This window comes from Klebsiella sp. BIGb0149 (genome assembly GCF_004362605.1).
Classification (GTDB): domain Bacteria; phylum Pseudomonadota; class Gammaproteobacteria; order Enterobacterales; family Enterobacteriaceae; genus Klebsiella; species Klebsiella terrigena.
Window position 1 is genome coordinate 206,938 of the sequence record NZ_SNYG01000002.1, and the last position, 15,336, is coordinate 222,273.

The following is a 15,336-nucleotide window of genomic DNA, read 5'->3' on the forward strand; positions in this document are numbered from 1 at the left end:
CGCCTGGCGACAGGTGCAGATAACGCACTGACCTAGCTGTGGCGATGCTGGTCGCGACGGCAGCGTTTGTCGTAGTGGCGCACCCACCAGTATCTGTCGCCGACCTGCTCATGGCCGCCAATACGCGCGCCGGCAAGCCAGAGAACGGCGCCGACGAAGATGCTGAGAATCGCGCCGTGCGCGAAAAACTGCGGCAGATCAAGCTGCGGGAGCTGGTTTAAAATGGAGTAGCCGACGCCAACAACCATGACGACCAACCCTAAACCCATCAGTACATTACCGAGTAACGAAGCGTTTCTGCGTTTCATATGTCACCTCCGGAACCTTGGGTTGCCTGAGAATATCCTCAGAACTTATAGGTGTAGTATAGACAACGGGCAGAAGATTGATTGCGTTGGCGATCACAATAGCGAACATCAAACCAACAAAAGTTTACAAATAACCTACTGAACAAAATCAAATTCTAATGGTTCACCGGCGAAATTATCGTGTCGATAGCGCTGCGCTGGCAGAATTTTGTCAAGCGCGCTCGCAGACAGTACACTACGCGCCAGAGAACGACCCATGCAGGATATAAAAGTGACGATAAAACTGATTGTCGGCCTGGCTAACCCCGGTGCGGAATACGCGGCGACACGCCATAACGCGGGCGCCTGGTATGTAGACCTCCTGGCCGACCGCCACCGCGCCCCGCTGCGCGAAGAGAGCAAATTCTACGGCTACACCTCACGGATTAACTTTGCCGGCGAGGATGTGCGCCTGCTGGTGCCGACCACCTTTATGAACCTCAGCGGTAAAGCCGTGGCGGCGATGGCCACCTTTTACCGGATTAATCCCGACGAGATTCTGGTCGCGCACGATGAGCTGGATTTACCGCCCGGCGTGGCGAAATTTAAGCTCGGCGGCGGCCACGGCGGGCATAACGGCCTGAAAGATATCATCAGCAAACTGGGCAATAACCCGAACTTTCACCGCTTACGCGTTGGGATCGGCCATCCGGGCGATAAAAACAAAGTTGTCGGTTTTGTGTTAGGTAAACCGCCGCTTAGCGAGCAGAAACTGATAGACGAAGCCGTTGATGAAGCCGCGCGCTGCACGGAAGTCTGGCTGAAAGAGGGACTGACCAAAGCCACCAACCGTTTACACGCATTTAAAGCGCAATAACCGGCCGACGTGCGGAATTTTTGCCGCACACCGTGTATAATAGGCGAAGCTATTTACTTTTCTACAATCTGTTCAATGTAACAGGTTGATTATCCAAAGATTAAGGTGATTTAAATCATGGGATTCAAATGCGGTATCGTCGGTTTGCCCAACGTCGGCAAGTCCACCCTGTTCAATGCGCTCACCAAAGCGGGTATTGAAGCGGCCAACTTCCCCTTCTGTACTATTGAGCCGAACACCGGTGTCGTACCGATGCCCGATCCGCGTCTGGATAAGCTGGCCGAAATCGTTAAACCGCAGCGCATCCTGCCGACTACCATGGAATTCGTCGACATCGCGGGCCTGGTAAAAGGCGCATCCAAAGGCGAAGGCCTGGGCAACCAGTTCCTGACCAACATTCGTGAAACCGAAGCTATCGGCCACGTTGTTCGCTGCTTTGAAAACGACAACATCATCCACGTTAACAACAAAGTGGACCCGGCTGACGATATCGACGTTATCAATACCGAGCTGGCGCTGTCCGATCTTGACACCTGCGAACGTGCCATTCACCGCGTACAGAAAAGGGCAAAAGGCGGCGATAAAGACGCGAAAGCTGAACTGGTCGCACTGGAAAAATGCCTGCCGCAGCTCGAAAACGCCGGCATGCTGCGCGCGCTGGCGCTGACGGACGAAGATAAAGCCGCCATCAAATACCTGAGCTTCCTGACCCTGAAGCCAACCATGTACATCGCCAACGTCAACGAAGACGGCTTCGAGAACAACCCGTACCTCGATAAAGTCCGCGAAATCGCTGCCGCCGAAGGCTCAGTAGTGGTTGCCGTGTGCGCCGCCGTTGAATCCGATATTGCGGAACTTGACGACGCTGACCGCGATGAGTTCATGGCCGAACTGGGCATCGAAGAGCCGGGCCTGAACCGCGTTATCCGCGCCGGCTACGAGCTGCTGAACCTGCAGACCTACTTCACCGCCGGGGTTAAAGAAGTCCGCGCGTGGACCATCCCTGTCGGCGCGACCGCACCGCAGGCGGCGGGTAAAATCCACACTGACTTCGAAAAAGGCTTTATCCGCGCTCAGACTATCGCCTATGAAGACTTTATCACTTACAAAGGCGAGCAGGGTGCGAAAGAAGCCGGCAAGATGCGCGCCGAAGGCAAAGACTACATCGTTAAAGATGGCGACGTCATGAACTTCCTGTTCAACGTCTAATTTGTTTCTGTTGTCTCATGCAATCTCAGTCAATCGCATGAAAAATGTAAAACCCCATAAAATCCACGCAGTTGCGTGGATTTTTCTTTTCATAATGTCTCAGCTCATCTCATAATAGCGCAGCCAAAAATGAGTATAGGCATGAGTACAACATTCTTCCATCTTCATTTTAAGTGAGTACAATAACGGTATAATAAATAAACAAGGCCCCGTTATGCTCACCGATACGCAATGCCGCACTGCTAAGCCGAAAGAAAAACTCTATCGACTCAATGACTTCAATGGTCTCTACCTCGAAGTGAAACCCAACGGCAAAAAGGCATGGCGCTATCGGTTTAAACTCAACGGCAAATCCAGCATGTTCGCGTTGGGTGAGTACCCAACGGTCAAACTTGCCGAAGCTCGCGAAAAATGTGAGCAAGCACGTAAACAAGTCGCGGATGGAGTTAGCCCGACACAGGCTCGCCAGTTAGATAAGATCCGCAAGGTCAACGACGCATCCAACACCTTTGAGCTGATCGCTAAAGAGTGGTTGCAGATGAAAGACTGGGCCGAAATCACCAAAACGCGGCGACTGGATATGCTTGAACGTGTGGTTTTTCCCGCCATCGGTAAGCTCCCTGTCAGAGAGATCACTCCACACCATATACTTAAAATTCTTCAGGAAACCGCTAAACGAGGAGCACCAACAGTTGCCGCTGAAGCCCGTCGCACCATTTCATCAGTTTTTGAGTTGGCAGTCGCGACGCTTAGAGCTGATAGCGATCCCGTATGGCCTGTGCGCAAGGCCCTTCCGGCTAATAAGACACAGCACAAACAGGCACTAAATCCTCAGCAAATCGGAAAGTTACTAAGCTGTTTTGACAATAGTCGTGGCTCGTATCAGGTTAACTATTGCATGTGGCTTATGTGGTGGACATTGGCGCGTCCTGCAGAAGCCACCGAAGCAGAATGGACAGAATTCGATCTTAATAACGCCCTATGGACCATTCCGGCAGCGCGAATGAAAGCCCGCAGAGAACACGTTATTCCCCTACCCTTCCAAGCAGTCAAAATGCTCAGAACACTACAGGGGTTAACCGGGCATCGGCAGCACCTTTTCCCGGGCAGAGATAATCCGCTAGGGCCAATGACATCGCACTCGCTGCGCCAGCTACTTAAAAGCCTCGGATGGAGTGGCATTTATAGTCCCCATGCTACCCGAACTACAGGAAGTACGCGTTTAAACGAAATGGGCTATCGACCTGATGCTATTGAAGCTCAACTTGCTCATGCTGACACCAACAATGTTCGTCGCACATACAATCATGCGACTTATCTTGATGAGCGTAAAGTGATGATGCAGGAATGGGCTGATATGTTGGGCAAATGGGTAGCAGGATTCGAGTAGAACTTGCTGCACTTAGTGAACCACGAGGATAGAACTCATTCCTCAGGGTACACTTTGTGCCAGAAGCGGATATTGTTTTGAACAGCGAAGCCAGACACAGTGTTTCAATCAATGTTGATTCATCTCTGAAATAAAATTAATTTCGGAGGTCGCCCCCTCAAGATTTGATGAAGATAGCCAACTTTTAGTTAAAATGTTCACACTGCCGCAGCTGCATCTCTGCTTATCCCCGGTCAGAGTTTCGTGGTGGCGTACGGCTGGAATGCGTTCTACAAACCGCAGGGCTACACTCATCATCCGGAATCCCTGGCGCACGGCCTACAGGAAGAGCGCGTCATGCTCTCCCCGCCAGGGCATGTATCAAAAGAGAAATTCTTCGGGATCAACGGGTGGCGGATTTTTTACAGGCTGAAGCTTTTGATACACTGGTACGGGAGCTCAGCATGCGATGCGCTGAAGTCACGCTGGCGGAAGTCCTGACCGGGCTGCGCGGCCTATACGGAGATTTGTAACTTGAAAATACTGAGGCAGCTGTGGAACCCGAAGGGGCTTGATGCGGCAGTTGACAATGTACCTGAGGATCGATACGGCTTCAGTAATATAGCGGAAAATATATCCCGCTCCATTCTTTCCCTTCCCCAGGAAGCTTCAAATGTTGTCGGAATTGAAGGGGCATGGGGATCAGGTAAAACAAGCCTCCTGAATCTGATCCTAAAAAACCTTGCCGAGTACAAGGATGGACACACACATGTGCTGCATATTTCTCCCTGGCTGAGCGGCAACGACCCGGTTGAAGTGCTTTTTCTTCCGGTTGCCACTGTCATCCAGCAGGAAACGGATAAACGATATCCCCCAACAGGTTTAAAAAAAATCTGGCGTAAATACCTTCTGTCAACGGAAGCTCAGAAAGTGATTGAGTATGCACAGGATACTTCATCGCGCGTTCTTCCGCTGGTTCAGTATATCGGGCAGTTTTCCCGAATCGTTAACTGGATAGCTGGCGGAATAAAGGTATTTTCAGATAGTCGCCTGGCTGTTGATCAGAAAACCACGACAAAGCTTCGTGCTGATATTGCTGGGCAACTGGTTAGACTGGATCTGAAGTTCATTGTTGTCATGGATGATCTGGACCGACTGGAGCCGACCCAGGTGGCGGAGGTGTTCAGGCTGGTCCGTGCAGTAGCCGATCTACCGCGCTTTACACACATTCTTTGCTATGACAGGCAGATTATCACTCATGCCGTTGAGCATGCACTGAATATCGGAGATGGTAGCCGTTATCTTCAGAAAATTATTCAGCTCAGTTTTAAAATACCTCGCCCTGAGGCCTTTGATCTACGCAATGAATTTCGCCAGCGGGCCGAGACGCTGTATCAGCAAATTAATAATCAACCGGCAGACGCAGAAATGGCAAAAGATCTCGCCGCTGTGACTGATACGTATGGTGCCGCACTTTCGACGCCACGCGAGATCCATCAGGCCATTAATTCCCTGATTTTTCTCTATCCGGGAATGCGGGATTTTGTGTATTTCCCTGATTTGTGCCTGCTTCAACTTATACGAGTAACTAACCCGGCCCTGTATGACTGGACGGAGCATTACCTGACAGAACGGTCCGTGATTGAAAACGGCCAGGGCATGCTTTCTGACGGAGAAAAGGCAGACTTCCGTGAGGGGCTTATTAGGTGTATGAAGATGTTGGAGGCATCGAATGCAGACTCATTTCTGACACTAGCAGACTGGATCCCCGGTATCAGCGGACATAATGATGAATATCTTAGTCTTTTTGAGCCCGTCAGTGAGGATTATCGCCACATCCATACAAGCAACAAGCGACTCAGCAGCCTGACGCACTGGCGGTATTACTTTGCCTTTTCCTCACCCCAGAATGTTCTTCCTCCGGAGTTTTTCAACCAGCTTTTTACGCTGGCCGCCGTACCGGAAAAGCAGCAGCTCTCTGAGGATCTCCTCTCAAAAATCAGCAGCGTGGGTATTCTGTCCGGAACTTGGTTCGAACATATACTGAGCAGGCTGACTCCGGGCCTGATAAGAGAACGCAATTTTGAAGAGTGCGCAGGGCTGGTGCAGTTTTTCTTCGATCATACGGATGAGGTCAGCACTCGTTTCAGAACCCGTAACACATGGTTTTCTCTGCGTGAAACGGGCATTAATCAGGTTGTAAGGCATCTGCTGAAGCATATGCAGGATATTGATGAGGCCAGAATAGTCACGCAAATGGAAATGCTGGTCGTTGCGGGCACGTCGCCGTTCTGGATAGCCGATTTTATGCGGGATCTTATCTGGGAACACGGACTTGCCCACAATACGGTATCTTCGCCATCAGACGCTCTTTTCAGTCGTGATATTACGGAACGGCTGCGTGACAGATTTGCTGAACGTATGAATCAGCCAGACCTTCAGCAACAACTTCTCGTGCGCCAGTCAATTCTTGGATATCTCTATGCATGGAGAGACATGAGTTCAGATGAAACCGTGAAGCAATGGGTCAGAGAGGTGGCTGCCACCGATGAAGGCCTTGTTAACCTGTTAATACGATTACAGACCAGCGTCTTCAGTTCTGACAGGGGGGCATATCGCCGGATTGCACGTGACCAGGTCAGTCCATTTTTTGATAACTGGCCTGCAGTTGAAGATAAGCTGAGGGTTATACTTTCCGGTAATGAACTGATGCCGGAGCAGGAAGAACTCAAAAGTGCGTTGGATAATGACGAGTGATCAAAAAAGGCCGCTTAGCGGCCTTTTTCTTACTACACAAAGTGAATCAGGCGCTAAACGCTTTTTCCTTGTCAAAAGGAAAACCGGCATGTGCCAGCTCGTTCAAAAGCTTGCGTTTCCAGTTCTTCAGCTCAGAATACGCTCATATCGCGAACGAAACGCTTTTTCGCCGCCCTCCATTTGCCTGCATATCAGAGCCTTCATCGGGGCTTCTTGAAGCGCGGCGCAGAGTCCCGGTACAGGCCGGTACGATCGTGCTGCATACTGATAACGTATTCTGCATCTCCGTTAACCACGATAGGGGCAGAATGCGACACAATAATAAGCTGCCGGCGCTTCTTGTTAGACATAATCGCGGGTATTACGCTCGTGCTCAGCATCAAACAGTCCAAGTCATCCTCAGGTTGGTCCAGCAGGAGTGGATCAGTGCCATAAGATAAAAGGAACTGCAGCATGCTCGCCCCTTTCTGTCCCGGAAAAGCAGACGAAATATCCTCCATTTGTCCTCCGGGTGCCCGATACCGGATGTGAATGCCATCATCGGGATACCAGCATTGCAGTGCATCCATCTGCTGGTCATTCAGACCTCTGGGGCGATTCCGGAAAGTACCATGAAGCGAGGCTCCGGCCCCGGAGTTATTCTTACGGATTTCCTGGTGCAGCGCTTTCAATTCGTCCAGCGCCCTGTATTTTTGCTCTGTTACCGCAGGCTGGGGGCTGAACGGACGCTGGCTGACAAAGGCATGCAGTAAGCCACTCCCATCACTGTGATCGTAGATACGTTCGGCAAAATTACTGATGTCAGTCACCGCCTGATAACCAGACAAGATCTCTTCATGTGGGGCACAAAGGGGAAGGATCTTAATGTCCAGATCGGTAAGCGACAGGGAAGACAGAAATGCTTTCCGGTTATGTGTCAGAGTCATTCGGTGAGCACGCATATCAGACAGCAACAGCTCAGACCGCGCCTGCGAGGCGGTAATCATTCCGTCAAGGCCATCGTAACTTCTCAGTTCATGTTGCAGTGCTTCACAACGTGCCATCAGTTCGTTGAGGACATCGGGATTTAGTCCCTGAGCCCGGAGGGCAACAGCTTCAGCTTGCACTGCAGCCTCCTGGCTGCTGACTGCAGTTCCTAGAGCTGTGAACGCCTGTCCCTGCCTGATGTCTATGAGATCTGCAGCACATTCTGCTAGGAGAGCATTAATTCGCTGGTCGTAATGCTGTTGTACAGACGACAGGCGCGCCATGAATTCCGTCTGTGGGCCGGACGGATCCTGTGGAATGGCAGGTATCTGCTGCGGTTCTGCTGCCAGAGACTGAATGGCTGCAATATGCTGTTCGTAGAGCTCCAGTGGGTAGGTTGCAGCAGAAAGCTCACTTTTGGCCAGAGCCAGCAGGCTGCAGGCTGCAGACGGGATAGTAGGCGCTTGACTGCAGCTGGCTGATGGCACGCAGTGCATCAGATAATTCTCCGTGCAGCGAGTCGGCTGTCACCTGTCTTGCCCGGAGTCCACGCAGGGTGATTTGTTCGTTAAGATATTCCCGCTCCAGCTCATTCCATCGTTCTTTCCAGGCCCGTTTATCGACCACCGGACTCTCGTCACAGACGCGCAGGAATGCACCGGTGTCTGAAGCCAGCTCGTAAAGCATTTTTTGACTGTAAATCGAGAGCGGGAAACGGTCGGCCGACCAGTAGCTATCAGGTATCCACTCGCCGTCACTGAAGATGTGTAATTCATGGCTACCACCCGGTCGCCAGCTGAGCCTGAAATCGGTGCCCTCTTTATGAAACACACATTCGATGAAGGAATCTTCTGTCATCCCCGACTCACTGAACTGGCTCAGATTCCGGTTCTGGGACACAGTGAGTCCCCCGGTCTTGCGCATCGCAAGACGAATACTTTCGATGAGCGTGGACTTACCGCTGCCCCTGGAGCCCAATTACGGCGTTATAAAAAGGACTGAATTCTACCGACGCAGTGTCCTGATCTGCAGGCTGGCAGAAACGGGTTCTGATCTTTAGACTACGTAAATGCGAAGCGGGTTCCTCCGGGGGAAGCTGATCGAAAAGAACACAGTTATTCGGATCAAGTAGAGCATGACGGAGCCCGTCAAAATCAGGGGACGACATTTTTAACCAGCATGTGCGTGCACCGGCCTGTTCTGGATGGTGAGCGTCTGAGCCCCGTAGCCACGGCAAACCATCAATAAGCCGCCGATGGGTTCCATCGGTAATATTTTGCACCTGATTCCTGATCTCAACAGCATGGGGTTTTTCCTGAAAAGCGGCAGTCAATTCACCCTGATTGGTCAGGCTTTGAAGAATGCCTTTAACCGCATCTATATGGGCAAGAATGCAGACCGCCTCAGGATTAAGGCGAATATTGTTAATGATACCGGCTGGCCCCAGTTGGAGGACCAGTTGGTGATTTTGGGCATTGAGTGGAATGGGGCCGTTGTTATTGCAGTGGGCCAGAATCCTTTCCACATCGGCAGTGGTGCTGTGGGTGTGAAGAACTGCCAAAATGTGGACATTGCCGGTTGCTGTCAGCTCCACCCCAGGAAAAAGTGTCAGCGGTCGGAATTCAAGCAGCTCGCCGGTACTCGCATCCTGAAACATTTTAGCCAACTCATCTTTTAGGATGTCGATCCAGGCACCACTGTTATGGTCGCTGATGACAACACAATCAACCTGCTGCCTCATGTAAGCAAGAAGCCATTCTCTTGGAGTGATATCAAGCATTCTGTAATCATGTGAAGCCGGAGTATGGTTATGAAAATCAAATTTATACCAGCGAGATCCTACCATCTTTGTTCCTTTTCCATGGCGCTTTAGAAGTCTCCCAACTATAAGAGATTTTGTACCCAGAGAATGAAACTTTTGCTCATATATTCCAGGGTTATTATGTCCCAAAAACCTAAGTCACGGAATAAAGCACCTTCCTTTAATTCATAGCTATGAACCAGTATTGGCCGAGGATCCGACTTTGCCAGAAAATTGAAACTTAGGCGTGATAAAAATCGATCACACCTAAGTCTTTTATCTCGCTGGGACTTTAGGTAGGGTTTTTAGAAATACGTCTTTATTTCTACTTGTATCTGTTAAAAGTGTTAAGAATACTTTATCTGCAGGGGCGCATGTGCTTTTGCTTAACAGCAATTCACCCAGTTTCTGTAATCGAGAAAATTGTCCATCTTCTTGGATTCTATGACGAAGTGTATTATCATTTTTAATAACATCAACAAAAGCAGAAACCATATTAATATCGAAGTGTTCGAACATTTCCAATATTAAGGGGACAGCACCATTTGAATAAAAATTCTTCCTTCCGTACTGATAGCTTACGCCACGATATCCAACATAAGTTTTGGTAATAGCTGAAACAAATTCAATAATATTATCTTCAGGAACGAAACTCGAGAAAGGTAATAATTGGGTTACAGCTTTTTCCTCTTCCGACCAATTATCTAAAGACTCGGTAAGCTTGTTAATAAGAGGCTCAATGATAACTTTTCGGGATGCGGGGCTAATATACATCAGGCCATCTACCAATAGTATGAATTGTTGTGCCTTCTCAATCTTACTGTTGTTTCCTGAAACTAAATATTTGTCGAATTGTTGGCCGACTTTACGGCGATCTTCTTTAGAAAGTAATGCCCATAAAATAGGTGCACAAAACTCAATGTTGTTTCTCAACTCACTTGATATATTGGCTGAACAGTATGTGCCAAAGAAGCGTGAGGATAATTCACTGATATAGATCTCTGGTAAGTCTGAAAAGGCTTGATTAACTGCCAGACTATTTTTGTTAAATGTTGCTGAATCCATTTCTGAAAGATATGTAGCTATATCTATAATGGCTGGTGGGAACTCTTTAGAAAGAACGTATTTATTACAATCATTGATTAAGTTCACTACTTTTATTAAATCAGGATCGCTACTTTGTGGGTGTCCACCAAATAAATTCCTGGTATCTCTCGCTTGCTGTAATAGCTTCTGACCTTCTCGGTCGATAACTCCTATTTTGAAAGCTCCATCTATCAAATCAAAGTCATTCACATAATCCTGAAAATCTTCATACGTTTTAATTTCTTTTTTTTGTTTACATTCTTTGTTGAACAGATCCAGGCTACGATGAATTATCTTTTTACGTAAATCATCAACAACAGCATTCCAGTAGGCGGTGATGGCACTTCTATAACCTTTTACAGGAAGAACTCTTATTGCCTCTGAAATGTATGGGCAGTCAACTACATCTTGCCTCACAGTTGAGAGTGCAGTTTGTAACAATGTAACCTCTGTAGGATTGAGTGGAACTGGCGGCACTAAATGTGAGCTTATCTCCGTACCCTTCATTTCAGTCTTTTCCTATTCTTTTCCATTTTTTTCTACTTTATTGAATCTGAAAAAGATATCAAGATAGTTCTTGTCAATTTTTCGTGGAAAGGTTGACTTCACATTATCGAGATAAAAAAATCCACGTAACCCGTTGTTATTAATTGTTTTTCCTGGTTCAGTGGTTCAGGGCCAAGGAGTTAATCGACTGTTCATAGTGAAACAGTTTCTGGTTCCTTACAGATGAGCATAAGGTTAAGAGTTCGTACTTTGTATTGCACAGTGTATTGCAGAACTCTCTTTCAAAAGCTACAACAATCAATTTTACATAGAAAATTCAATCACATTCTTTCCATAGTGACTCATATAGCCAAAGGACGAAGAGCGCGACCTTAACCCGTTTAATCACCTCAAAGCTTTTCGTATAATGGGCTGAGACGCACCTCTGCAAAAGGATGTCTTCATGGATCTCTTTCCTGATATTGAACAAGCTGTGCCCTTACCCCATGAAGAAGTGCTTCGTTACATGGTATGTAAAATCCGTGATAACCGGTCGGAAGAGTGGCTTGCAGAGATGTGCAGGAAAAACAACCTCTCTGATGTCTGTCAGGAGTATCTTCACAGGGGAGTGCTGAAGGCTCTAGAGGGTGAACCTGATGTGAGCTTTTACCCGCCAAGACTGACCATTGAGCTGGTGCCCCGGACATGCTGGTTCGATAACGTCAGAAGTGCGGTCTCTTCATCGGACTGGAAACGGTTACGGCAACAAACGGCCAGAACAGCAGGGTGGAAATGCCAGGTCTGCGGCGGAAATGGACCCAGATGGTCTGTGGAGTGTCATGAAATCTGGCATTACGATGATGACAGGCAGTGTCAGACCCTCACCGGGCTCATCGCGTTATGCCCTTCATGCCATGAAGTCAAACACATGGGGTTCAGCGAGCTCTTGGGTAAAAAGGACGAGGCGGTGGCTCATCTGGCTCTCGTCAACGGCTGGTCCCTTCAGGGCGCATTTGACTATGTGGATGAGGCCTTTGACGTGTGGCGGGAACGCTCTCGTCATGCCTGGCAACTGGATATCTCGTGGCTCGAAACACAGGGGATCAAACTCCAGGATGAGACAGCACCTGAGATCAATAACATCCCTGCTGAGGATCAGCTTTCGCTGGAGCTTGAGGTTCCGCCTGTCGCGACGCAGAGCACTGCAGTACCCGCCGTCGGGGAACAAGAAAGTATTTCCGGCGATGTGCGGCAAATTCCGAAGGACAACCCTGTATCCCGCTCATCGTCCGTAGGATCAACGTTTTGGTCAGTCTGCCAGCGGGTGTTCTGCCAAGTGAAAAAGGTGATACGGGAACAGTGGTGATTCAAAAGGTTGCCAGGGTTACAACAGCAGCCCTATGCTAACTGTGTCATTCGTACCTGCAGAAATACCATTTTAAGTGATTCAGAATAGGTCCGCCCAACCTCATGGCAGGACCTTCAACCATCGCGTCTTGCATAAAACCTATGACTGTCTGCCGTTCTTATGGGGCGAGCAGTAGTTTTAGTTAGTGTTCCTATAAAAATCTCGCGACTGATTTCGTAGCATTACTATCGTGGCCCCCAATCCTCCCGCCTTTTCCTCATGAACCAGCCCGCTTTTAAGTTGTTTGGCTTTTTTATGCCTACTTTCCAGCAGAGAGATTAATGAATTTATCAGCCGCTTATTCGGGGTACCATGAACATAAAAATGGTGGTTTTTATAAAGAACGTTAGCTACACTCGCCTTCATAAGTCTCAGCTTCACTTCGAGAGGTTTTCTAACCTGAAAACACTATGACAGTAGCATATGAGCCTTGAAAGCGAACATTGCATATGTTTACTAATATGAGCATATCGACACTTACAATTTAACTTATTTGAATACGATGAAAGATTTTAATTGGATCAAAAAAAATTACATATTTATCATACCATTCATAATCATTTCCTTAATTTACTTTGGATTTATGCTTTACATAATTCATAAGGTAAGCGAGACAGACTCTCTCAGCTCATTGGGTTCATTTGGCGATAGTTTCGGAATTCTGAATGCATTATTCTCAGGGTTGGGCTTCTCAGGCCTTTTAATTACTCTTTTTTATCAGCAACGGCAAATAAACAGTCAGGAAAACGAGTCAAAGAAACAAGATGCAATATCTTCTCAACTACAATACGAAGAAACATTACATAAATTAATTTCTCTTTTTCATAGTACTATGAAAGAGGTGAAAATAAATTATGAAGGTGGCGAGTTATTTGGGCGGGATGCGCTTCAAAAATCTTTGTCTATATTCACCGGCAAAGTAAAAAGCTCTGGATTAAATGTTATTCCAGCTCAGCTAAGCAAAAAGTATAGGAAAAATGAACTCACTGATGATGATAAGGAAATAATAAATTACTACTATTATAAGCATTTCATATTTCTAAGTAGTGTTTTGAGCCGACAATGGAGACTAATCGAAAGCTTTAAGATATTACTTAGGCATCTAGAGGAAAATTGTCCTGAAAATTCTAATATACAGCAGTATCGCGATTTGGTTTTCTCACAATTAACCTATGTAGAATGTACATATATATTCTTAGTGGCTTTAGGTGGAAAAGATAATGCTGAGCTCAGAAAGCATATGATAAGTAGCTCTATGTACAACAGTTGCTCCCCTATCAAGCTATCAGAAATACATAAGATGATGTTCAAGGAGTTTTGGGGTATGGATTTATCTAGGGCAGAAAGTAATCAAACATTCCCCATTAACAAATCTACCATCAAACATATAAAGATAAAGGAAAGTGACATTTTGCAGAAATTAAATAATTTAAATAGTAAAACCACTAAAGATCAGAAAAAAATAACAAGCAAATCTGATAAACCCGATAACACAGCATCAGAGTAATTTATTCATTTTGTTCATAAAGGTGATTGGGGATTGTGTTTATTTTAACTTGAAAAGGTTTAGATGTAACTCAATTTCTAAAAAACATTTTTCCCGATTTCGTGCATCAACACTTGAAATCAGAAAAGAATTAAATATAATGTCTAAATTAACTTTTACCATTAACACGCACCCACTTTCTAAATAAATTATATAGGAAAACCTAAATGAAGAAAATATTAGGAAAAACAATTGCAAGGATACTCTATAATTTACTTAAGCAACGTTTTGATGATATAGAGTCAATAGCTAAAATTAAAGAAACACAAGATTTTAAGTTGCTTATTAGTTTAGATGCGTTGTATAAACGCACGGAAGGTGAAGATAATGTTGATTATGATTTAGTTGTTGGTGCTTATAATAAAATAAACTACTACGTTGGTAAGTTAAACAAAGAGAATTGTGAATTAATCTCGCACATACTGAAAATATATAACACTGAAATGAAAGACGATTTTTTTATTTCAGGAACTCTATATAACCACGAGAAGAAAATTTCCTTCAAACTATCATCTCCCTGGATGAACAAATATAAGAATTATATTTCAGCCCTCGATAGTATTATATGTAATTTTAGAATAGCATTATTAGATTATGAGAACGCGGATTGTCAAGATGTTTTTTTTGACAGTCAACATATCATTCAAGAAAGAAATATAAACTTCGAAAAATCTGCTATGGATAAAAAATCCATTTATTTAGATACTAATACTATTCAAATACTAGCAAATGAGTTGAGACTAGAAAAAAGTTCAGATTATTCATTCGTTTATAGTTCTTATTTGGTTGTGGATGTATTAAATAGCAATCCACTATTTTTAAATTCTTTCTTCTCAGACTTGTTTTCGTTAACTAATGGTGTGATGGTTGGTTATATGAATGAGGGACTTTGCTATGTGACTGAAAAAATTGAGCATACAGTTGCGCGTGCCCAAAAGTACTTTGAGTTGACAAAAATATTCGAATCTACCATTGCTTTGGAATTTATTAAAAATTTCCACACCTACCCTGAATTGCGTAAAGGTCGTGAATTAAGTAATGCTTTATCTTGTGATGTTATTGGGTTCTTTAAGGGCAATAAAAAGGAGACGGTTTCTGGATTTAACCATGTTAAAAATAAATTCTTAGGCACAAGCATCTGTGAATTTATTATTTCGGGCCGTATTGGTTTTATTGAGGATTACAGAGCCGTGATAGGGGATTTAATTTCTCTTTTTGATTTTGTGAACTTTGAAACAGAACATTTAAAGCTTTCAAATGTCAATAAGATTTCTAGTTCTTATAGAGATAGAGAGCATTTAGAACATGGCTATATCTGTGATTATTTTATGACAGAAGATAGAAGATTAAAAAATAGAGCAGAGATTATTTATGGGATACTGGGTGTCAAGACCAAAGTAATAGGAATCAATGATCTAAAAAAATTAATATATTAATTTCATAAAAAAACTCTTGACCCTTTGATTTATTAGACAGTTTTGGCAATTTAAATTAGCTTCAGCACCTCGCTTTTACAGACCCTACTATCCTTTAGTTGGTCTATT

At 45.7% G+C, this 15,336-nt stretch carries 9 protein-coding genes and 2 pseudogenes; 8 read left to right on the plus strand and 3 right to left on the minus strand.

Annotated elements, in window-relative coordinates:
• Positions 1–32: 32 nt before the first annotated feature.
• Entirely contained in the window at positions 33–308 is a 276-nt protein-coding gene (ychH, locus tag EDF75_RS07715) for a stress-induced protein YchH (RefSeq protein ID WP_045858992.1), read from the minus strand.
• Positions 309–579: 271 nt separating this feature from the next.
• Here ychH and pth point away from each other — a divergent pair, with 271 nt between their 5' ends.
• The 5 genes and pseudogenes from pth to EDF75_RS07740 all read left to right on the plus strand — a co-directional run bounded on the left by pth (position 580) and on the right by EDF75_RS07740 (position 6,499).
• A complete protein-coding gene (gene pth, locus EDF75_RS07720) occupies positions 580–1,164 on the plus strand; it encodes an aminoacyl-tRNA hydrolase (protein WP_041147674.1) in 585 nt (194 codons plus the stop codon).
• A 117-nt stretch (positions 1,165–1,281) separates the two neighbouring features.
• Positions 1,282–2,373, plus strand: coding sequence for a redox-regulated ATPase YchF (gene ychF, locus EDF75_RS07725; RefSeq protein WP_041146109.1), 1,092 nt, complete (start codon positions 1,282–1,284; stop codon positions 2,371–2,373).
• Positions 2,374–2,587: 214 nt separating this feature from the next.
• A complete protein-coding gene (locus tag EDF75_RS07730; protein WP_133598286.1) occupies positions 2,588–3,763 on the plus strand; it encodes a tyrosine-type recombinase/integrase in 1,176 nt (391 codons plus the stop codon).
• Between the two features lie 196 nt (positions 3,764–3,959).
• Positions 3,960–4,275: pseudogene (locus EDF75_RS27275) on the plus strand (transcriptional regulator); the annotation flags it as partial.
• Between the two features lies 1 nt (position 4,276).
• Positions 4,277–6,499, plus strand: coding sequence for a KAP family P-loop NTPase fold protein (locus EDF75_RS07740; protein ID WP_133598288.1), 2,223 nt, complete (start codon positions 4,277–4,279; stop codon positions 6,497–6,499).
• A 126-nt stretch (positions 6,500–6,625) separates the two neighbouring features.
• Here EDF75_RS07740 and ppl read toward each other — a convergent pair.
• Together ppl and EDF75_RS07750 are read right to left on the minus strand one after the other, a co-directional pair.
• Positions 6,626–9,311 (minus strand): annotated as a pseudogene (ppl, locus tag EDF75_RS27500) (anti-phage protein Ppl).
• A 231-nt stretch (positions 9,312–9,542) separates the two neighbouring features.
• A complete protein-coding gene (locus EDF75_RS07750; protein WP_133598290.1) occupies positions 9,543–10,859 on the minus strand; it encodes a hypothetical protein in 1,317 nt (438 codons plus the stop codon).
• Between the two features lie 442 nt (positions 10,860–11,301).
• Between EDF75_RS07750 and EDF75_RS07755 the strand changes: the two genes are divergently transcribed.
• From EDF75_RS07755 to EDF75_RS07765, 3 genes are all read left to right on the plus strand, one after another.
• Positions 11,302–12,204: a hypothetical protein gene (locus EDF75_RS07755; protein WP_133598292.1), complete on the plus strand. Its 903-nt coding sequence runs from the start codon at positions 11,302–11,304 to the stop codon at positions 12,202–12,204.
• A 544-nt stretch (positions 12,205–12,748) separates the two neighbouring features.
• Positions 12,749–13,753 carry a hypothetical protein gene (locus EDF75_RS07760; protein ID WP_133598294.1) on the plus strand — a complete coding sequence of 335 codons (1,005 nt, stop codon included), beginning with the start codon at positions 12,749–12,751 and terminating at the stop codon, positions 13,751–13,753.
• Between the two features lie 206 nt (positions 13,754–13,959).
• The gene (locus EDF75_RS07765) at positions 13,960–15,228 is read left to right on the plus strand and encodes a hypothetical protein (protein WP_133598296.1); all 1,269 of its coding nucleotides are present in this window, start codon (positions 13,960–13,962) and stop codon (positions 15,226–15,228) included.
• Positions 15,229–15,336 lie beyond the last annotated feature (108 nt).

Bases quoted from the DNA above. Each gene is read 5' to 3' on its own strand.
- ychF (WP_041146109.1), top strand. From the start codon at position 1,282: ATGGGATTCAAATGCGGTATCGTCGGTTTGCCCAACGTCGGCAAGTCC.
- EDF75_RS07765 (WP_133598296.1), top strand. From the start codon at position 13,960: ATGAAGAAAATATTAGGAAAAACAATTGCAAGGATACTCTATAATTTA.
- EDF75_RS07760 (WP_133598294.1), top strand. From the start codon at position 12,749: ATGAAAGATTTTAATTGGATCAAAAAAAATTACATATTTATCATACCA.
- EDF75_RS07750 (WP_133598290.1), bottom strand. From the start codon at position 10,859: ATGAAGGGTACGGAGATAAGCTCACATTTAGTGCCGCCAGTTCCACTC.
- EDF75_RS07755 (WP_133598292.1), top strand. From the start codon at position 11,302: ATGGATCTCTTTCCTGATATTGAACAAGCTGTGCCCTTACCCCATGAA.
- EDF75_RS07730 (WP_133598286.1), top strand. From the start codon at position 2,588: ATGCTCACCGATACGCAATGCCGCACTGCTAAGCCGAAAGAAAAACTC.
- ychH (WP_045858992.1), bottom strand. From the start codon at position 308: ATGAAACGCAGAAACGCTTCGTTACTCGGTAATGTACTGATGGGTTTA.